The organism is Solirhodobacter sp. (assembly GCF_964715405.1).
This window is the reverse complement of record NZ_CBAICG010000004.1, coordinates 44,520-64,160: the sequence shown is the minus strand read 5'-3', so window position 1 is coordinate 64,160 and position 19,641 is coordinate 44,520. Positions and strand designations below refer to the sequence as shown.

Annotated in this window: 18 protein-coding genes; 12 read left to right on the top strand and 6 right to left on the bottom strand. The window is 67.8% G+C overall.

The window, feature by feature from the left end; all coding sequences use genetic code 11:
• Position 1 precedes the first annotated feature (1 nt).
• A complete protein-coding gene (locus AC11WY_RS02645; protein WP_482922256.1) occupies positions 2-295 on the bottom strand; it encodes a hypothetical protein in 294 nt (97 codons plus the stop codon).
• A gap of 132 nt (positions 296-427) precedes the next feature.
• On the opposite strand from AC11WY_RS02645, the gene AC11WY_RS02640 reads away from it, so the two are divergent.
• Positions 428-1,342 (top strand): pseudouridine-5'-phosphate glycosidase, encoded by a 915-nt coding sequence (locus tag AC11WY_RS02640; protein WP_482922254.1) that lies wholly within the window; start codon positions 428-430, stop codon positions 1,340-1,342.
• Positions 1,343-1,957, top strand: coding sequence for a LysE/ArgO family amino acid transporter (locus tag AC11WY_RS02635; RefSeq protein WP_482922252.1), 615 nt, complete (start codon positions 1,343-1,345; stop codon positions 1,955-1,957).
• 55 nt (positions 1,958-2,012) lie between these two features.
• On the opposite strand, the gene AC11WY_RS02630 is transcribed toward AC11WY_RS02635, so the two are convergent.
• Positions 2,013-2,786, bottom strand: coding sequence for a 3-hydroxybutyrate dehydrogenase (locus tag AC11WY_RS02630; RefSeq protein ID WP_482922250.1), 774 nt, complete (start codon positions 2,784-2,786; stop codon positions 2,013-2,015).
• 419 nt (positions 2,787-3,205) lie between these two features.
• On the opposite strand from AC11WY_RS02630, the gene AC11WY_RS02625 reads away from it, so the two are divergent.
• Together AC11WY_RS02625 and AC11WY_RS02620 are read left to right on the top strand one after the other, a co-directional pair.
• Positions 3,206-4,918 (top strand): extracellular solute-binding protein, encoded by a 1,713-nt coding sequence (locus AC11WY_RS02625; RefSeq protein ID WP_482922248.1) that lies wholly within the window; start codon positions 3,206-3,208, stop codon positions 4,916-4,918.
• Positions 4,919-4,924: 6 nt separating this feature from the next.
• On the top strand, positions 4,925-5,044 hold the full coding sequence (locus AC11WY_RS02620; protein ID WP_482922246.1) for an entericidin A/B family lipoprotein: 120 nt from the start codon (positions 4,925-4,927) through the stop codon (positions 5,042-5,044).
• Between the two features lie 25 nt (positions 5,045-5,069).
• Here the strand turns inward: AC11WY_RS02620 and AC11WY_RS02615 are convergent, their stop codons facing one another.
• The gene (locus AC11WY_RS02615) at positions 5,070-5,693 is read right to left on the bottom strand and encodes a helix-turn-helix domain-containing protein (protein ID WP_482922244.1); all 624 of its coding nucleotides are present in this window, start codon (positions 5,691-5,693) and stop codon (positions 5,070-5,072) included.
• A 66-nt stretch (positions 5,694-5,759) separates the two neighbouring features.
• On the opposite strand from AC11WY_RS02615, the gene AC11WY_RS02610 reads away from it, so the two are divergent.
• The 5 genes from AC11WY_RS02610 to AC11WY_RS02590 all read left to right on the top strand — a co-directional run bounded on the left by AC11WY_RS02610 (position 5,760) and on the right by AC11WY_RS02590 (position 10,213).
• Positions 5,760-7,289 carry a class I adenylate-forming enzyme family protein gene (locus AC11WY_RS02610; RefSeq protein WP_482922242.1) on the top strand — a complete coding sequence of 510 codons (1,530 nt, stop codon included), beginning with the start codon at positions 5,760-5,762 and terminating at the stop codon, positions 7,287-7,289.
• On the top strand, positions 7,276-7,911 hold the full coding sequence (locus AC11WY_RS02605; protein WP_482922240.1) for a DsbA family oxidoreductase: 636 nt from the start codon (positions 7,276-7,278) through the stop codon (positions 7,909-7,911). The genes AC11WY_RS02610 and AC11WY_RS02605 overlap by 14 nt, the downstream gene beginning before the upstream one ends.
• Before the next feature lie 153 nt (positions 7,912-8,064).
• Entirely contained in the window at positions 8,065-8,607 is a 543-nt protein-coding gene (locus AC11WY_RS02600; protein WP_482922238.1) for an HdeD family acid-resistance protein, read from the top strand.
• Between the two features lie 80 nt (positions 8,608-8,687).
• Positions 8,688-8,963, top strand: coding sequence for a potassium channel family protein (locus AC11WY_RS02595; protein WP_482922236.1), 276 nt, complete (start codon positions 8,688-8,690; stop codon positions 8,961-8,963).
• Positions 8,964-9,013: 50 nt separating this feature from the next.
• On the top strand, positions 9,014-10,213 hold the full coding sequence (locus tag AC11WY_RS02590) for a multidrug effflux MFS transporter (RefSeq protein WP_482922234.1): 1,200 nt from the start codon (positions 9,014-9,016) through the stop codon (positions 10,211-10,213).
• On the opposite strand, the gene mfd is transcribed toward AC11WY_RS02590, so the two are convergent.
• Entirely contained in the window at positions 10,210-13,761 is a 3,552-nt protein-coding gene (gene mfd / locus AC11WY_RS02585) for a transcription-repair coupling factor (RefSeq protein ID WP_482922232.1), read from the bottom strand. The two genes, AC11WY_RS02590 and mfd, sit on opposite strands and share 4 nt — an antisense overlap.
• Before the next feature lie 30 nt (positions 13,762-13,791).
• Positions 13,792-14,319: a component of SufBCD complex gene (locus AC11WY_RS02580; RefSeq protein ID WP_482922230.1), complete on the bottom strand. Its 528-nt coding sequence runs from the start codon at positions 14,317-14,319 to the stop codon at positions 13,792-13,794.
• Positions 14,320-14,441: 122 nt separating this feature from the next.
• Between AC11WY_RS02580 and hemB the strand changes: the two genes are divergently transcribed.
• On the top strand, positions 14,442-15,446 hold the full coding sequence (gene hemB / locus AC11WY_RS02575; RefSeq protein WP_482922228.1) for a porphobilinogen synthase: 1,005 nt from the start codon (positions 14,442-14,444) through the stop codon (positions 15,444-15,446).
• Between the two features lie 140 nt (positions 15,447-15,586).
• Positions 15,587-16,144, top strand: coding sequence for a lipid-binding SYLF domain-containing protein (locus AC11WY_RS02570; RefSeq protein WP_482922226.1), 558 nt, complete (start codon positions 15,587-15,589; stop codon positions 16,142-16,144).
• Between the two features lie 43 nt (positions 16,145-16,187).
• On the opposite strand, the gene AC11WY_RS02565 is transcribed toward AC11WY_RS02570, so the two are convergent.
• Positions 16,188-17,060 carry an NAD(P)-dependent oxidoreductase gene (locus AC11WY_RS02565; RefSeq protein ID WP_482922224.1) on the bottom strand — a complete coding sequence of 291 codons (873 nt, stop codon included), beginning with the start codon at positions 17,058-17,060 and terminating at the stop codon, positions 16,188-16,190.
• An 81-nt stretch (positions 17,061-17,141) separates the two neighbouring features.
• On the opposite strand from AC11WY_RS02565, the gene AC11WY_RS02560 reads away from it, so the two are divergent.
• Complete coding sequence (locus tag AC11WY_RS02560; protein ID WP_482922222.1) at positions 17,142-19,610, top strand: penicillin acylase family protein; 2,469 nt, start codon at positions 17,142-17,144, stop codon at positions 19,608-19,610.
• The last annotated feature ends 31 nt before the right edge of the window (positions 19,611-19,641 follow it).

Below are 19,641 nucleotides of genomic sequence, written 5' to 3'. Positions count from 1 at the left end.
CTCAGCGCCGCAGGATCAGGCCGAGCACGAACCCGCCAAGCGCCGCAAGGCCGAGCGCGCGCAGCGGGCGTGTGCGCACCTCGCCCTCCACCCGCGCCTCGAGCCCTTCCAGCGTCTCGACGCCTTCGCCGATCTTCGCCCTCGTCGCCCCGGTCATGCCCGCGACGCCCGCCTCCCCGATTCGCGCCACATGACGCGCGAGCACCTCAAGCTCCTTGCGCAGCGCCGCGATCTCGGCGGCGAGGTCGGGCGCAGTATCCGCTTTCGCGTGGCCCGCATGTGACTGTTCAGCCATGGCCGTATCCCTTCCGGTTGCTCTCGTGCGACGGTAGGCCCGGACCGGGGCCGGGTCAATGAACCCCGTGCCCTTGCGCGTCGCGCCGCCGCTTGCGATACCCTCCCCGACACCGCAGCACACGAGGCGATCATGGACCTGACCTACGCAGCCGAAGTGCGCGCCGCGCGTGCCGCGGGCGCGCCGCTGGTGGCGCTGGAATCCACCATCATCACGCATGGCATGCCCTTTCCGCAGAACGTCGAGACCGCGGCGCGGGTCGAGGCCGAGGTGCGCGCCGCAGGCGCCGTGCCCGCCACCATCGCGGTGCTGAAGGGGCGGCTGCACATCGGCCTGTCGGAAGCCGAGCTGGATGCGCTCGGCCGCGCCACGGGCGTGATGAAGCTGTCGCGCGCCGATCTGGCCGCCTGCATGGCCGCCGGGCGCACCGGCGCCACCACCGTGGCCGCCACCATGATTGCGGCGCGCATCGCGGGCATCGACGTCTTCGCCACCGGTGGCATCGGTGGGGTGCATCGCGGCGCGGAACGCACGTTCGACATCTCGGCCGACCTGCGCGAGTTGGCGCAAACCGCGGTCAGCGTGGTGGCCGCCGGGGCCAAGGCGATCCTCGATCTGCCCAAGACGCTGGAGGTGCTGGAAACCCTCGGCGTGCCGGTGATCGCGGTCGGGCAGGACGATCTGCCCGCGTTCTGGTCGCGCGCCTCGGGCCTGCGCGCGCCGCTGCGGATGGACAGCGCGGCCGAGATCGCGGCGGCGCATCTGATGCGCGCGGCGCTTGGCCTGCCCGGCGGCCAACTGGTCGCCAACCCGATCCCGGTGGCGGACGAAATCGCCGCCAGCACCCTCGCCCCGGCGATCGAAACCGCGCTGGCCGAGGCCGCGGCGCAGGGCATCGCCGCCAAGGCGGTGACGCCGTTCCTGCTGCAACGCATCTTCGAACTGACCGGGGGCCGCTCGCTGACCGCCAACATCGCGCTGGTGCTGAACAACGCCCGCCTCGGCGCCGCCATCGCGGCCGAAATCGCGCGCCAGCGGGCGGCCTGAATGCTCGCCGCCGCCCTTACCGGCTTCGCCACCGGCCTGTCGCTGATCCTCGCCATCGGGGCACAGAATGCCTTCGTGCTGCGCCAGGGGCTGTTGCGCGCCCATGTGTTGCCGCTGGTGCTCTTGTGTGCGCTGTCGGATGCGGTGCTGATCGCGGCCGGGGTCGCGGGCTTCGGCGCGGTGGTGCATTTGGTGCCCGCCCTGCCCGCGATCTTCGCGGCCCTTGGCGCGGCGTTCCTCGCCGTCTACGGCGCGCTGCGGCTGCGCGCGGCCTGGCGCGGCGACGAGGCGCTGCACATCGGCGGCACCTCGAAGGGCCTCTGGCCGACGCTCGCCGCCGGGGCCGCCTTCACTTGGCTCAACCCGCATGTCTACCTCGACACGCTGGCGCTGGTCGGCGCGGTGTCCACCCGCTACGCGGGGCTGCCGCTGAAGACCGCGTTCGGTGTCGGCGCCACCGCGTCCTCGTTCGTGTTCTTCTTCAGCCTCGGTTACGGCGCCCGCCTGCTGGCGCCGCTGATGCAAAGCCGCCGCGCCTGGCAACTGCTCGACCTCGCGATCGCGCTGACGATGTGGGCGATCGCCGCCAGCCTTGTGCGGTCGCTCTTCGCCTGACCGCTTTCATCTTGGCCCAAATATCCCCGCCGGAGGCGAAGGCCGCCGCCGGGCGCTACATCGCGGTCCAGCCGCCATCCACGCTGATCGTGGTGCCGGTGATCTGGTCCGCCGCCGCCGTGCACAGGAACACCGTGGTGCCGCCGATCTGTTCCACCGTGGCGAACTGGCGCGAGGGCTGGCGGTCCAGCATGACCTCGCGGATCACGGTTTCGCGGTCCATGTCGTGCGCCTTCATCTGGTCGGGGATCTGCGCTTCCACCAGCGGCGTCAGCACATAGCCCGGGCAGATCGCGTTGCAGGTGATGCCCTGCCCCGCGGTTTCCAGCGCGACCGTCTTCGACAGGCCGACCAGCCCGTGCTTGGCGGCGATATAGGCCGACTTGAACGGGCTGGCGGTCAGGCCGTGCGCCGAGGCGATGTTGACGATGCGGCCCCAGCCCGCCCTGCGCATCCTCGGCAGCGCGGCGGCGGTGGTGTGGAACGCCGAGGTCAGGTTGATCGCCAGGATCGCGTCCCATTTCGCGGCCGGGAAATCCTCGATCGGCGCGACGAACTGGATGCCCGCGTTGTTCACGAGGATGTCGCAGCCGCCCGCCTTGGTCACCAGCGCGCGGCAGTCGTCGCCCTTCGACATGTCGGCCGCGATGTAGCGCGCCGTCACGCCGTGCTCTTTCGCCAGCGCGGCGGCCAGCGCGTGATCTTCGGGCCGGTCGGTGAAGGAGTTCAGCACCACATTCGCCCCGGCCCGCGCCAGTTCATGCGCGATCCCGAGGCCGATGCCCGAGTTGGAGCCGGTGACGATGGCGGTCTTTCCTGAAAGGGACATGGGATTCTCCTTGCTGCACCTGCAGTCGGTCCGTGGCGGCCCTGCTGCGGGTGCAAATACCATAGCGGGCGGCGCAGGGTCTCGCGGTTGTGACGCGACGGCCAAAAAAAAACGCCCGCACAAGGCGGGCGTTAAGTCGTTGAGGCAGGTTTCATACAGGCAAGAAACCTATCGAGCAGTGCAGTCTTTATACGCAATCTTGATGCACAAGGGAAGCTAGAAGTTTGAATTTCCAGCAAAGCCCCGTTAGTGAGGGGCCAGCAAAACAAGGTCGGCAGGGGATTGTTGCGATGGAACGCCTAGAGTTTTTCCAATCGGTGCGCCTCGTGCATGCGGCCGCCGCGCGACTCGCCCTTGCTCTTTCCGCTGTGGTGTTCAGCGCCGGAATCAGTGCGGCAGAGCCGACACGGGGCATAGCTATGTATGGCGAACCCGCGCTGCCACAGGGTTTTGTGTCTCTGCCCTATGCCAACCCCGATGCGCCCAAGGGCGGCACCATCGTCACCGGCGAGGTCGGGCAATTCGATTCGCTCAACCCCTTCATCCTCAAGGGCCGCCCGCCCTATGCGCTGGCCGGCCTGACGGTCGAAAGCCTGATGGGGCGCAGCTATGACGAGCCCTTCACGCTTTATGGCCTGCTGGCCGAATCGATCGAGACGCCACCCGACCGCAGTTGGGTGGAATTCACCCTGAACCCCGCCGCCCGATTCTCGGACGGTCATCCGGTGACGGTCGAGGATGTGCTGTGGTCGTTCCAGACCCTGGGCACCGTCGGCCACCCGCGCTATCTGACCGCCTGGACGAAGGTTGCCAAGGCCGAACAGACCGGGCCGGGGCGCGTGCGGTTCACCTTCTCGACACCCGACCGAGAGCTGCCGTTGATCCTCGGGCTGCGCCCGGTGCTGGAAAAGGCGCAATGGGCGGGCCGCGATTTCACCGCCTCGACGCTGGAGGCGCCGATCGGGTCGGGCCCCTATGTGGTCGACAGCTTCGAGGCCGGGCGGTTCATCAGCTTCAAGCGCAACCCGGACTGGTGGGGCAAGGATCTGCCGTTCAACCGGGGCCAATACAACTTCGACCAGATCCGGGTGGATTATTTTGCCGATTCGAACGTGCTGTTCGAGGCGTTCAAGGCCGGTTTGCTGAGCGTCTACCGCGAGGGCAACCCGGCCAAGTGGCAGACGAACTACAACTTTCCCGCCGTCGCCTCAGGGGCCGTGGTCAAGGACGAGATCGCGCACCACCGCCCCTCGGGCATCACCGGGCTGGTGATGAACACCCGCAAGCCGATCTTTGCCGACTGGCGCGTGCGCGAGGCGCTGATCGACGCCTTCGACTTCGAGTTCATCAACCAGACCCTGAACGGCGGCAGCGAGCCGCGCATCACCTCGTATTTCTCGAACTCGGACCTCGGGATGGATCACGGCCCGGCGCAGGGGCAGGTGCTGGCCGACCTGCAGCCGTTCGCCGCCAGCCTGCTGCCCGGCGCGCTCGACGGCTATGCGCTGCCCGTCTCGGACGGCACCGAGGCGAACCGGGGCAACCTGCGCAAGGCCACGCACCTGCTGGAGGAGGCGGGCTGGACGCCCGGCCCCGATGGCGTGCTGCGCAACGCGGCGGGCGAGGCCTTCGCCTTCACCATCCTGCTGCCGCAAGGCTCGGCCGACATGCAGGCCGTGGTGCAGATGTATATCGCGGCGCTGAAGCGGCTGGGGATCGCGGTGCAGGCGGTGACGATCGACTCGGCGCAATATGTGCAGCGCACCGGCGCTTATGACTTCGACATGACGCAATACGACGTGTCGCTGTCGCTGAGCCCCGGCAATGAACAGACGCTCTACTGGGGCGCCGAGGGCGTGACCGAACCCGGCACCCGCAACCTGATGGGGGCCGACCAGCCCGCCATCGACGCGCTGATCAAGGGGATGCTGACGGCGACCACGCATGAGGATTTCGTCTCTGCCGTGCAGGCGCTGGACCGGGTGCTGACCTCGGGGCGCTATGTGATCCCGATCTGGTTCGACGCCGTGTCACGCCTTGCCCATGTGAAAGAGTTGAAATATCCCAAGACTTTGCCAATCTATGGCGACTGGATCGGCTTCCTGCCGAACGTCTGGTGGTATGAAGGATAAGGGATGATGCGGAACGTCTTGCTTGTCGTCCTGCTGGCGGGTCTTGCCGCCTGCAACACCGTGGCCGGGGCCGGCCAGGACATCACGACCGGCGCGCAAAAGGTCGGCAACGCGATCGGGATGTAGGGCGGCGCCTTAGACCAGCCCCGCCTTAGACCAGGGACGTGACCCAGAGGATCGTTGCGTCCTCTTCCGAGGTGGAGACGACGTTGTGGCCCATCGTGGCGTCGTAATAGGCGCTATCGCCGCGGCGCATGTCCTGCGGTTCGTAGAACTCGGTGTACAACCGGATCGTGCCGGTCAGCACGTAAAGGAATTCCTCGCCGTCGTGGCGCACCCAGCCGTTGAACTCGGCCAGATCGCGGGCACGGATGCGGGCGCGGTAGGGCAGCATCTGTTTGCGGGTCAGCGCCGCCGCCAGCAGTTCGTGTTCGTAGGTCGCGGTGGCCTGCGCCTGCCCCTCGCCCGCCTTTGTCACCGCCATGCGCCCGTTCACCTGCGCCTTCGAGGGCGGCGTGAAGAGTTGCGGCACCGAGATCGCCAGACCCTGCGCCAGCTTCTTGAGCGCGTCATAGGTCGGCGACATCTGCCCGTTCTCGATCTTCGACAGCGTGGATCGCGCCAGCCCCGCCTGCGCCGCCGCCTGTTCCAGCGTCCAGCCGCGCGCCTTCCTGAGTTCGCGCACCCGGTGGCCAAGGTCGAGCGGCACCGGCGCGACCTCGGCCCCGTTCTCTCGGGCGATGCGGATGATGGCGGTGGGGTCGGTTTTGGTCATGTCTCCCGTCCTACGACACCACACCCCCGGCTTGCAACAGAGCCGCCGCACCGCTAGCCAAGGCACATGCTGTCGATCTTTGACCACGGGCCGCCGCCGCCCTGCCCCACGCCGTTCAACCTGGCCGAGGACGTGCTGGCCGCTGGCGCCGCCACGCCCGACAGGCCCGCGTTGCTTCTGGTGCGCCCGACCGGCGCCGAGAGCTGGAGCCATGCGCGGCTGACGGCGGCGGTGCGCGGCACCGGCGCGGGCCTGCTGGCGCTGGGGCTGCGGCCGGGCGACCGCGTACTGATGCGGCTGGGTAACACGGTGGAATTCCCGGTGCTGTTCCTGGGCGCCATCGCGGCCGGGCTGGTGCCGGTGCCGACCTCGGCGCAACTGACGCGGCCCGAGGTCGAGGCGATCACGCAGGTGATCCGCCCCGCGCTGATCGCAGCGGGCGACGGCATCGCGCTGCCCGAAGCCCCCGGCTGCCCGGTGCTTTCCCTGCCCGCGCTGGTGGCCTTGCAGGATCGCGCGCCCTGCGACTGGGACCGGAGCGACCCCGATCGGGCGGCCTACATCGTGTTCACCTCGGGCAGTTCCGGCCGCCCGCGTGCCGTGCTGCATGCCCATCGCGCGATCCGGGCGCGGCGGATGATGTGGGCGGGATGGTATGGGCTGACGGCGACCGACCGCATCCTGCACGCGGGGGCGTTCAACTGGACCTACACCCTCGGCACCGGGTTGCTGGACCCCTGGGCCAGTGGCGCGACCGCACTGATCCCCGGCGCGGGCGTCGATCCGGCCCACCTGCCGCTGTTGCTGCGCCGCTATGATGCCACGCTTTTCGCCGCTGCACCCGGCATTTACCGGCAGATGTTGAGAGATCACGCGAAGCTTGACCTGCCCCGGTTGCGGCACGGGCTTTCGGCCGGGGAACGGCTGCCCGATGCCACCACGGCGGCCTGGACGGCCGCGACGGGAACGCGGGTCCACGAGGCGTTGGGGATGTCGGAATGCTCCACCTTCGTCTCGGGGTCGCCCGACCGGCCCGCGCCGCCCGGCGCGACGGGCTATCCGCAACCGGGCCGACGGCTGGCCGTGCTGGGCCCCGATGGCACGCCGGTGCCGCGCGGCACGCCGGGCACGCTGGCGGTGTCGTCGCGCGATCCCGGCCTGTTCCTCGGCTACCTTGAGGCCGAGGCGGAAACACTGTCGCGCTTTCGCGGCGAATGGTTCCTGACCGGCGACACTGTGGTGATGGATGCACGGGGGGCGATCACCTATCTGGGCCGCGACGACGACATGATGAACGCGGGCGGCTACCGCGTCTCGCCGCTGGAGGTCGAGGCGGCGATGGCGACCCTCCCGGCGATCCGCGACTGCGCGGCGGTCGAGGTGCGCCTGAAGGCCGAGGTGACGGTGATCGCGCTGGCCTATACCGGCGACCCGGTGCCCGAGGCGGAGTTGCAGGCATTTGCGGCCGGCCGCCTTGCGCGCTACAAGCAGCCAAGGCTCTGGCGGCAGGTGGCGGCGCTGCCGCGCGGGGCGAATGGAAAACTGCTGCGCCCCGTGCTGCGGCGCGACTTGGAGGCGACGCTTGACCCAGCTTGATATCTTCTCCGACCCGGTCTGCCCTTGGTGCTACATCGGCAAGACCTACCTCGACCGCGCACTGGAAGCCGCACCTGATCATCCCTTCGCGATCGAATGGCACCCGTTCCAGTTGAACCCCGACATGCCCGCGGGCGGCGTGGACCGCGCCGACTACCTCGCCGCCAGGTTCGGCGGGCGCGAGCGCGTGGCGCAGATCCATGACCGCGTCGAGCAGGCGGCGCGCGACGCCGGGATCGAGATCGACTTCAACCGCATTCCCCGCATTCCCAACACGCTCGACGCGCATCGCCTGATCCATTGGGCCGGGCTGGAGGGGCGGCAGACGCCTGCCGTGGCGGCGCTGTTTCGCGCCTACTGGCGCGAGGGGCGCGACATCGGCGACCCCACCGTGCTGGCCGACATCGCCGGGGCACTGGGGCTGGACCGGGCAATGATCGCGCGCCTGCTGGCCAGCGACGCCGACCGCGACGCGATCGCCGCCCGCGACGCCCATGCCCGCGAACGCGGTGTGACCGCGGTGCCGACCTTCATCGTCGGCAATCAATACGCCCTGTCCGGCGCGCAACCGGCCGCGCTCTGGGCCGAGGTGATCGCCGAGATCGCGGCTTCACGCGGCTGACACTTCACGCGGCTGACACGCGCGCTCGCGCCGCCGTGAACGGCTCGCGTTTTTCATCCTGGACGACTCAATTGGCTTGGCATCCTTCACCAGGGGGCCGTATATACCTTTGCGCCTGTTAACTTCTTTCGGTTGTCAGGAGGGATCGCCGCCATGCCCTTTGCCTCTTCACGTTCCCCACTCGCCGACGGGTGGGGTTGGCTGCTCGGGTTCGGGCTCTTGTGCTTTGTCGGCGGTGTGCTCGCCTTCGTGCATCCCTTCGCGGCCAGCCTGACCGTCGTTTCCCTCGCCGCGCTCTGCTTCATCATGGCGGGCATAATGAAGGCGGTTTACGCCGCCCGCATCCGCGATACCGGCGCCTTCATCTTCTCGCTGCTGATCGCGGCGCTGTTCATCTTTCTCGGCTTCGGGCTCTGGGCCAATCCGCTGGCGGGTCTGGTGTCGCTGACGGTGATGGTGGCGGTGTTGTTCATCCTGATCGGGGCCTTCAAGATCGTTTTCGCGCTCCGCCTGCGCCCGCTGAGGGGCGGGGGCTGGGTGATGGTCTCGGGGCTGGTGTCGGTTCTGCTGGGCGCGATGATCCTGGCGAACTTTCCCGCCGCCGCGACCTCGATCCTCGGGCTGCTGCTGGGGGTGGAGCTTCTGTCGACCGGCATCGCCTTTACGGTCGCCGCCCTGATCCTGCGCGGGCTGTGACGATGGTGCCGCCGCGCCGGTTCGCCCGCAGACCCGTCGGATCGCCGCGATACGGCGCGGACCAGCCGGGATAGGCGGCGATGCGGTTCATCATCAGCACCGTCGTCGGGCTCGTGTTCACCGTGGTGACAGTCGCGACGACCTTCTTCCACTACGTCGAGGGCTGGGCCTGGATCGACGCCTACTACTTTACCGTGGTGACGCTTTCCACCGTGGGCTACGGCGATCTGACGCCGCGGACCGACCTTGGCAAGATCGGCGCCACCATCCTGATCTTTGTCGGCCTTGGTGTTTTCGCTCTGGCCGTGCAGCAGATCGGCCTCTATGTGTCGCGCCAATCCAACGAAGACCAGTGACACGGCAGTTCGCCTGATCGGCCTGCGTGATCCCATCTCGGACATGCACGATGCCGACGAAACCGATGCCCCGGACCGAATTCATCGCGATGATGGCGACGCTGTTCGCCATTGTCGCGTTTTCCATCGACGGGATGCTGCCCGCCCTGCCCCGCATCGCGCGTGAGCTGACACCCGACGACGTGAACGCGGCGCAGCTGATCGTGACCTCCTTCGTGCTGGGCATGGGGGTCGGCACGCTGTTTGTGGGGCCGATTTCCGATACCTTCGGACGCAAGCCGACGATCGTCGGCGGGGTCGCGATCTACATCCTGGGCGCCGCGCTGGCCTCGATGGCGCAATCGCTGGAGCTTCTGCTGGCCGCCCGCGTGCTGCAGGGGTTGGGCGCCGCGGGCCCGCGCATCGTGACGCTGGCGATGGTGCGCGATCTGCATTCCGGGCGGCAGATGGCGCGCATCGTATCCTTCGCGATGATGATCTTCACGCTGGTGCCCGCCGTCGCGCCCTCGGTCGGCGCGGTGATCATCGCGGGTTTCGGCTGGCGCGGCATCTTCGGCGCGGTGATCGGGTTTTCGCTGATCGGCTCGCTCTGGATGGTGCTGCGCCAGCCCGAGACGCTGCCGAAGGCGCGCCGCCGCCCGCTGCGGCTGTCGCCCCTCGTGCGCGCGGCCCGCGAGGTGATGTCGCACCGCGTCGTGGTCACCTCGATCGCCGTGCAGACGCTGGTCTATGGCGCGCTGTTCGGCACGCTGTCCTCGACCCAGCAGATTTTCGACATCAGCTTTGGCCGCGCGACAAGCTTTCCGGTGTGGTTCGCGGTGATCGCGCTGATGGCGGGGGGCGCCAGTTTCCTGAACGCGACGCTGGTGGTGCGGCTGGGGATGCGGCTACTGATCACCGTCACGCTGGGCGCGCAGGTCGTCCTGTCGGTCGTCATGGCGGCAATGTGCGCGGCCGGGGTCTGGCCCGACTGGCTCTATTTCCCCGCCTATCTGGTCTGGACGATCTCGGTCTTCTTCATGACCGGGCTGACTCTGGGCAACCTGAACGCGCTGGCGCTGGAGCCCTTGGGCCACATCGCGGGCATGGCGGCCTCGGTCAACGGCTTCATCGCGACGGTGCTGGCGGTCGCGCTGGCGGTGCCGATCGGGCTGGCGTTCAACGGCACGCCGGTGCCGCTGATGGTCGCGGTCGCCACGCTCTGCGCGGTGGGCTGGGGGCTGATGCAGACGATCCCGCGCTATCCCTAACGGCGCGACTTCGCCCACGAGGGTTTGGCGGGGGTTTTTGGCGCGGGTTTCGGCGCCGACTTGGGTGGCGCCGGCACGGGTTTCGGCGCGGCCTTCGGCGGGGCGCCCGGATTGACCACCTTCTCGGCCAGATCGCGGGCGATGCCGAAGGCGCCCTTGATCCGCTCGGCCTCGGTGGTGAAGGCCTGCGCCAGCACGATCTTGTTGTCCTTGATCCGCGCGCTGCCGCCCTGCGCCTGCAGATATTCGACCAGCCCCGCCGGGTTGGCGAACTTGTCGTTGTGAAACTGCACCGTGGCGCCCTTCGGCCCGCAATCGAGCCGAGAGATGCCCGCCCGTTTGCACATCGCCTTGATGCGGATCACCAGCATCAGCGTGTTGACCTCTTTCGGCAGCGGCCCGAAGCGGTCGATCATCTCGGCGGCGAAGCCCTCCAGCTCGACCTTGGTCGCCAGTTGCGACAGGCGGCGGTACAGGCCAAGGCGCACGTCGAGATCGGGCACATAGGGTTCCGGGATCAGCACCGGCACGCCCAGGTTGATCTGCGGCGCCCACTGGTCGTCGGCGGGGGAAAGCCCCTGCAACTCGCCCGACTTGATCCGCGCGATGGTCTCTTCCAGCATCGACTGGTAAAGTTCGTAGCCCACCTCGGTGATGTGGCCCGACTGTTCCTCGCCCAGGATGTTGCCCGCGCCGCGCAGGTCGAGATCCTGGCTCGCCAGCGAGAAGCCCGCGCCGAGGCTGTCGAGGCTGCCCAGCAGGCGCAGCCGTTTGACCGCCTGCGGCGTCAGCGGCGCGCGCGGCTTGGTGGTCAGGTAGCAATAGGCGCGGGTCTTGGATCGCCCGACCCGGCCGCGAATCTGGTAAAGCTGCGACAGGCCGAACATGTCGGCGCGGTGCACGATCATGGTGTTGGCGGTCGGGATGTCGAGGCCGCTTTCGATGATCGTGGTGGCCAGCAGCACGTCATACTTGCCGTCGTAGAAGGCGTTCATGCGGTCGTCGAGCTCGCCCGCCGCCATCTGGCCATGCGCCACCACCACGCTGACCTCGGGGATGTGGTCGGCCAGGAACGCCTGCATCTCGGGCAGGTCGGCGATGCGGGGCACCACAAAGAACGACTGCCCGCCGCGATAGTGTTCGCGCAGCAGCGCCTCGCGCAGCGTCAGGGTGTCGAACTCGCTGACATAGGTGCGAATCGCCAGCCGGTCCACCGGCGGGGTGGCGATGATCGACAGATCGCGCACCCCGGTCAGGCTGAGTTGCAGCGTGCGCGGGATCGGCGTCGCGGTCAGCGTCAGAACGTGAACGTCCGTTCGCATTTCCTTCAGCCGTTCCTTGTGCGTCACGCCGAAGTGCTGTTCCTCGTCGATCACCATCAGCCCGAGGGTCTTGAACTTCACCGATTTCGCCAGCAGGGCATGGGTGCCGATGCAGATGTCGACCGTGCCATCGGTCAGCCCGGCCCGGGTGGCGTTGGCATCCCTGGCGCTGACAAAGCGCGACAGCGGCCGCACCGTGATCGGAAAGCCCCGAAAGCGTTCGGCAAAGCTTTTGTAGTGCTGGCGGGCCAGCAGCGTCGTGGGCGCGATCACCGCCACCTGCACGCCCGACATGGCGGCGACAAAGGCCGCGCGCATCGCGACCTCGGTCTTGCCGAAGCCGACGTCGCCGACCACCAGCCGGTCCATCGGGATGCCCGCCTCCAGGTCGCGGATCACGTCCTCGATGGCGGCAAGCTGGTCGTCGGTCTCCTGATAGGGAAAGCGTGCGGCGAAGGCTTCCCAGATCGAATGCGGCGCCTCCAGGATCGGGGCGTGGCGCAACTGGCGTTCGGCGGCGATGCGGATCAACCGGTCAGCGATCTCGCGGATGCGGTCCTTGAGCTTGGCCTTCTTGGCCTGCCAGGCGCCGCCGCCAAGGCGATCGAGCAGCCCCTCCTCGTGGCCATAACGGCTGAGCAGTTCGATGTTCTCGACCGGCAGGTAAAGCCGCGCGCCCTCGGCGTATTCCAGCGCGATGCATTCGTGCGGGGCCCCCAGCGCGGTGATCGTCTCCAGCCCGGTGTAGCGGCCCACCCCGTGCTCGACGTGCACCACCAGATCGCCCGGTGACAGCGATTGCGCCTCGGTCAGGAAGTTCTCGGCTTTCCGGCGTTTTTTCGTCGAGCGGACAAGCCGGTCACCCAGCACGTCCTGTTCCGACACCACCGTCAGGCCGGGGCCTTCGAAGCCGTGATCCAGCGGCCAGATCGCCAGGAACAGCCCGCCCTTGCCCGCCGGCACCTCGCGGATGTCGCGGATCTCGGTGGCGCCCTTGACGCCCTGATCCTCCATCAGCCCCTTCAGACGCTCGCGCGCGCCTTCGGAATAGCTGGCAATGACGACTTGGCCGTCTTGACGCTTTGCCCGAAGATGGTCCGACAAGGCACCGAAAAGGCTGACGTTTTCCAATTGACGCTCGGGCGAGAAATTGCGCCCGATGCGACCGCCCGCATCCACCGCGTTCAGGCCGACCGACTGCGGCAGCGGGTTCAGTTGCACCACGCGGTGCCCCGCCACCGCCTGTTCCCAGCCCGCATCGTCCAGATACAGCGCGTGCGGCGGGCAGGGTTTGTAGACCGTGTCCATCCGCCCCTTGGCGGTCAGCGCCTCGCGCCGCGCCTCATACTGGTCGGCGATGCCGTCCCAGCGGCTCAGGCGCTGCGGCGTGACCTGATCGTCCAGCATCACCGAGGCATCGGGCAGGTAGTCGAACAGGGTTTCCAGCCGGTCATGGAAGAACGGCAGCCAATGCTCCATGCCCTGATGCTTGCGGCCGGCGCTGACGGCTTCATAGAGCGGATCATCGGTGCCCGCCGTGCCGAACTCGATGCGGTAGTTCTGCCGGAACCGGGTGATCGCCGCCTCGTCGAGGATGACCTCGGACACCGGCGCGAACTCGACAGTGGTCAGCTTTTCGGTGGTGCGCTGGCTGACCGGGTCGAACCGCCGCGCGCCATCCAGCACGTCACCAAAGAGGTCAAGCCGCACCGGGCCAAGGTCGCCCGGCGGATAGATGTCGATGATGCCGCCGCGCACCGCGTAATCGCCCGGTTCCGACACGGTCGAGGTCTGCGAAAACCCCATCCGCACCAGAAACCCGCGCAACGCGGGCTCGTCGATCCGTCCGCCGACGCGCGCCGTGAACGCCGCCCCCTTCAGCACCGCCTGCGCCGGTAGCCGCTGGGTCGCGCCGTTCAGCGTGGTCAGCAGAATGAAGGGCCCGGCCACGCCCTGCGCCAGCGCCGCCAGCGTCGCCATCCGCGCCGCCGACACGTCGGGGTTGGGGGAAACGCGGTCGTAGGGCAGGCAATCCCAGGCGGGCAGGGTCAGCACAACGGCCTGCGGCGCGAAGAAGGCCAGCGCCTGGCGCATCGCCTCCAGCCGCTTGTCGTCGCGCGCGACATGCACGACGGCGCGGCCGGTCCGCTCCATCTCGCGGGCCAGCAGGCGGGCATCAAAGCCCTCGGGCGCGCCGCCCATCACGATCCGGGTGCCGTTCGTCATCGCGCTGACCTATCCGCACCGGCCGCGATGTCAATGGCCGAGCAGGCTGAGCGCGATGTTCTGATACATGCCCCACATCGCGGTCACGAAGATCGCGACCATGCCGATCAGTTGAGTGATCAGCCGATGGCGGTGCAGCCGCCGCTCCAGCGCCTCGCCCTTGCCCTCGCCGTTTTCGATCCGGCGGGCGGTCAGGATGCTCTGCACCCCGACGAGGCTGAGCGGCATCGCCAGCAGAAACACCGCCTGCGCGAACTCGATCTTGTAAAAGAACCCCATCACCGCGAGGACGGTCAGCAGGAAGAACAGGAACCCCAGCAGCCAGAGCCCCGAGGTGCGCGCGATGAACAGCATCCGGGCGGCGTTGATGCGGGCGATATCCTCCAGGTCGGTCATCGCCTGCCCGCCGTGGCGCCGGGCCCGCAGCAGCATGTCATAGGGGACGCCGAGAACCCAATGGCTGGTCGAGGACCACACGACCGCCAGCGCGATCCAGAACCAGAGATTGGAAAACGACCTGAGGTCGATGAGTTCAAGCACCGTATTGTAGAAATGCACCTGCCCCAGCCTTCCGCCTTGGTTTTTGGCAACCCTAGCGGCGCCCGGACCTGAATCCTAGCCTTGAGATACGCCGAAATCCGTGCCACGCAAGACGAGATGTTCCAGCACGGAAGCCGCCGATGCGCCCCACGCAAGCCGCCTTTCCCACCACACGGTTCCGGCGCACCCGCGCCAGCGCCGCGCTGCGCGATCTGACGCAGGAAAACCGGCTGTCGGTGAAAGACCTGATCTGGCCGGTGTTCATCCGCGATGGCGTGAATGTCGAAGAGCCGATCGGCTCGATGCCCGGCGTCTCGCGGCTGTCGATCGACCGGGTCGTGGCGGCGGCGGAACGGGCGGCGGGGCTTGGCATTCCGGCGATCTGCCTGTTTCCCTACACCGATCCGGCCCTGAAGACCGAGACCTGCGAGGAAGCCTGGAACCCCGCCAATCTCGCCAACCGCGCGATTCGCGCTATCAAGCAGGCGGTGCCCGAGATCGCCGTGATGACCGATGTGGCACTCGACCCCTACAACGCCGACGGGCATGACGGGCTGGTGCGCGACGGCGTGATCCTGAACGACGAGTCGGTCGCGGCGCTGGTGAAGATGGCGCTGGCCCAGGCCGAGTCGGGCGCCGACATTCTTGGCCCGTCGGACATGATGGATGGCCGCATCGGGGCGATCCGGGCGGCGCTGGAGGCGGCAGGTCACACGAATGTGACGATCCTCTCCTACGCCGCGAAATACGCCAGCGCCTTCTACGGGCCGTTCCGCGATGCGGTCGGGGCCAGTGGCGCGCTGAAGGGCGACAAGAAGACCTACCAGATGAATCCCGGCAATTCCGACGAGGCGCTGCGGCTGATCGAGCGCGATCTGCGCGAGGGCGCCGACATGGTGATGGTGAAGCCGGGAATGCCCTACCTCGACATCTGTCGGCGGGTAAAGGACACGTTCGGGGTGCCGACCTATGCCTATCAGGTCTCGGGCGAGTATGCGATGATCCGGGGCGCCGCGCTGAATGGCTGGATCGACGGCGAGAAGGCGATGATGGAAAGCCTGCTGGCCTTCAAGCGCGCGGGCTGCGACGGCATCCTGACCTATTTCGCGCCCGAGGCCGCCCGTCTGCTGGCCGCCGGGCTCTGAGCGTCGGCAAGGCTCCGCCCGAAGGTCACGGGCAAGGCGTGACAGCGTGCCGAAAAACCACTATCCTTGGTGCAACGGCCGGGAAACGGCCCCACATCGGGCGCGGCCCGCAACACGACAGGCAGGAGCAGATGACAAACATGAACGGTGTGACCCGACGCGGCGTCCTGATCGGGATCGGTTCCACGGCGGCCCTTGCCGCCTGCGGCAACGGAGTCGGCAACCGGGGCGGTGCCACGATCGACGCCCGCGTGGATGCAACGATCCAGTATCTGCAACACAGCTTCCCCGGCACCGACGAGTTGAAGCGCAAGTCGGTCGGTATCCTCTACATGCCGCTGATCACCGAGGCAGGCTTTGGCATCGGCGGCGCCTACGGGCGCGGCGCGCTGCGCATCAACGACGTGACGGTCGATTACTACTCGGCCGCCAAGGCGACTTTCGGCTTTCAGATCGGGGCACAGCAGTATGCCCATGTGCTCTACTTCATGACCCAGCCCGCGCTGGAGGATTTCCGCCGCTCCGACGGTTGGACCGCCGGCGCCGACATGCGCTATGCGCTGTCGAACAAGGGCGGCAGCATGGGCATCGACACCACGACCGAGATGGCGCCGGTGGTGGCGATCGTCTTCGGTCAGGCGGGCCTGATCGCCGGGGCGACGCTTGGCGGCACCAAATACACGCGCATCCTGCCCTGATCGCGCGATGTGGCGCGCGGGTTCCGCCGCGCGCCTTGCTGGCTCAGCTCAGCCGCCGCAGCCGCTCGATCAGTGACGAGGTGTCCCAGCGCGCGCCGCCGATCGCCTGCACGTCCTTGTAGAACTGATCGACCAGCGCCGTCAGCGGCAGCGGTGCGCCGATCTCGTCGGCGGTATCAAGGCAGATGCCCAGATCCTTGCGCATCCAGTCCACCGCGAAGCCATAGTCGAACTTGCCCGCCAGCATGGTCTTGTGGCGGTTCGCCATCTGCCAGGATCCGGCGGCGCCCTGGCTGATGACCTCGACCACCGCCTCGCCGTCCAGCCCGGCCTTTTCGCCAAAGCGCAGCGCCTCGGCGAGGCCCTGCACGGTGCCCGCGATGCAGATCTGGTTCATCATCTTTGCGATCTGCCCGGCGCCGCAGTCACCGATGCGGCGGCAGATGCGGGCGTAGGCGGCGATCACCGGCTCGGCGCGGTCATACTCCGCCTGCGTGCCGCCGCACATCACCGACAGCGCGCCATTTTCGGCGCCCGCCTGCCCGCCCGAGACCGGCGCATCGACAAAGCCGATCCCCAGCGCCGCCGCCGCCGCCGCAAGCTCGCGCGTGACCTTGGCGGAAACCGTGGTGTGATCGGCAAAGACGGCGCCCGCCGCCATTCCGGCGAAAGCACCCTCCGCGCCCAGGCAGACCGCCCGCAGGTCGTCATCGTTGCCGACACAGGCCAGCACGAAGTCGGCACCCGTCGCGGCTTTGGCCGGGGTCTCCGCCGCCTGACCGCCATACCGGGCGACCCAGGCCGCGGCCTTCGCCGCCGTGCGGTTGCAGACCGTGACCTGATGCCCGGCCTTCACCAGATGCCCCGCCATCGGGAAGCCCATCACCCCGAGTCCCAGAAACGCAACCTTTGCCATCACTTCCCCCCTCGACCGGTTTCGACTAAAGCTCGACCCTACCTAACCGCTTCCCCGAAACCGTCAAGCCGAGGCGCCCCGATGGTCACCCTGTTCCGCTGGCTTTTGCGCCTCTTCACCGGGCTTCTGGTTCTGGCGGCGCTGACGGCGGTGCTGGCCTATTACTTCCTGTCGCGCTCGCTGCCCGACTACAACGCGCACTACACGATTGCCGGGATCACCGCCCCGGTCGAGATCGTGCGCAACAACGCCGACGTGCCGCATATCTTCGGCAAGACGGATGAGGATGTGTATTTCGGCCTTGGTTTCGTGCAGGCGCAGGACCGGTTGTGGCAGATGACGATGATGCGCCGCACCGTGCAGGGACGCCTGTCGGAACTGTTCGGCGCCCGCACCGAGAAGATCGACGAGTTGATGCGGCGGCTCGACCTTTACGGCCTGGCGACCCAGTCGGTCGTTGCGCAGGACGCGCCCACCAAAGCGGCGCTGGAGGCCTATTCGCGCGGTGTCAACGCCTGGATCGACATTGTCAACAAGGACGCCCTTGGTCGCGGCGCGCCCGAATTCTTCCTGTTCTCGCCCAAGGTTGCGGTCTGGACGCCCGCCGACTCGATCGGCATTCTCAAGTTGATGGCGCTGCAACTGTCCTCGCATCTCGAATCCGAGGTGCTCAGGGCGCGGACCTCGCTGATCGTCGCGCCCGACCGGCTGACGGACATCCTGCCCGACGATCCGAACGACCCGGTGGCGGCGCTGCCGAGCTTTTCGAGCCTGTTTCCGACTGTGCAACCCAGTTACGCGGGCCTGAATGTCGATCCCGATCCGCTGTCGCCGGTCAAGGATATCGCCTTCGCCGGCGCCTCGAACGCCTGGGCGGCGGCGCCGTCGCGGTCGGCGGCGGGCGGATCCTTGCTGGCGAACGACCCGCATCTTGGCTTCACCGCGCCGACGATCTGGTATCTGGCGCGGCTTCAGTTGCAATCGGGCGGCATCATCGGCGGCACCATTCCGGGCATGCCGCTGGTGCTGGTCGGGCGCAGCGACAAGCTGGGCTGGGGGCTGACGACGTCCTACCTCGACGATCAGGACCTGCACATCGAGAAGCTGAACCCCGACAACCCGAACGAATACCAGACGCCGACGGGCTGGAAACCCTTCGTCACCCGGCAGTCGATCATTACCGTGAAGGGCGCCGCGCCGGTGACGGTGACGCTGCACTGGACCGACAACGGCCCGGTGCTGCCCGGCACGCTCTACAACCTGGCCGCCATCACGCCGCCCGGGCATGTGATGTCGCTAAGCTGGACGGCGCTGAGCGACGCCGACACCTCGATGACGGCCGGGCTGCGGCTCGATCACGCGCAATCGGTGGCCGAGGCGATCAAGGCGGGCGAGCTATACATCGCGCCGTCGCAGAACCTGATGCTGGCCGACAAGCAGGGCATCGCCCTGCAGGTGATCGGCGCGATGCCGAAGCGGGACGCCCGCAACACCACGCAAGGGCGGATGCCCAATCAGGGCTGGCTGCCGGAAAACCGCTGGCTGGGGCTGCGGCCCTATGCCGACAATCCGGCTTGGGTGAACCCCTCGACCGGCATCCTGGGCAATACCAACAACAAGATCGTCGACCGCCCCTACCCCGACAACTTCAGCTTTGAATGGGGCGATACCGAACGCATCCAGCGCTGGCTGGCGCTGATGAAGACGCGCGAGGTGCATACCCGTGAAAGCTTTACCGAGGCGCAGCTTGACACCGTCAGCCCGACCGCGCGGCGGCTGTTGCCGCTGATCGCCAAGAACCTGTGGTACGCGGGCGAAGCCGCGCCCGATGGCACGCCCGACGCGATGCGGCAGAAGGCACTCAAGCTGCTGGCCGACTGGAACGGCGAGATGAACGAGCACATGCCCGAGCCGCTGATCTACGCCGCCTGGATGCATTTCCTGCAGGACCGCATCATCCGCGACGAACTTGGGCCGCTGGCGGACGAGTTCGACCACCTCGACCCGGTGTTCATTGAACGTGTGTTCAGGAATACCGATGGTGCCGGGGTCTGGTGCAACGTGGTGCAATCGACGCGGGTCGAGACCTGCGACGACATGGCCAGGGTGGCGCTGGATGACGCCCTGCTGTGGCTGTCGCAACGTTATGGCAAGAACGTCGAAAGCTGGCGCTGGGGCGACGCGCACGAGGCGACGCATGATCATCCGGTGCTGGGAAACACGCCGCTGCTGCGCTATTTCGTCAACATCCGACAGTCGGTCAGCGGTGGCGACGACACGCTGAACCGCGGCCAGACCAAGGGCAGCGGGCCGAACCCCTATCTTGACGTGCACGGCGCGGGCTACCGCGGCGTCTACGACTTCGCCGACCCCGACAGTTCGGTGTTCATCACCACCACCGGCCAGTCGGGCCATCCGCTCAGCCGGTTCTACGATGATCTGGGCGAGTTGTGGCGGCGCGGCGAATACATCCCGATGTCGCTCGATCCGGGGCTGGCGCGGGCTGGGGCGGTCGGGATCACCGAACTGACGCCAGCGCCGGGCGGCTGAGTCGGGCACCGGGGGGCTGTCTGCCCCCCGC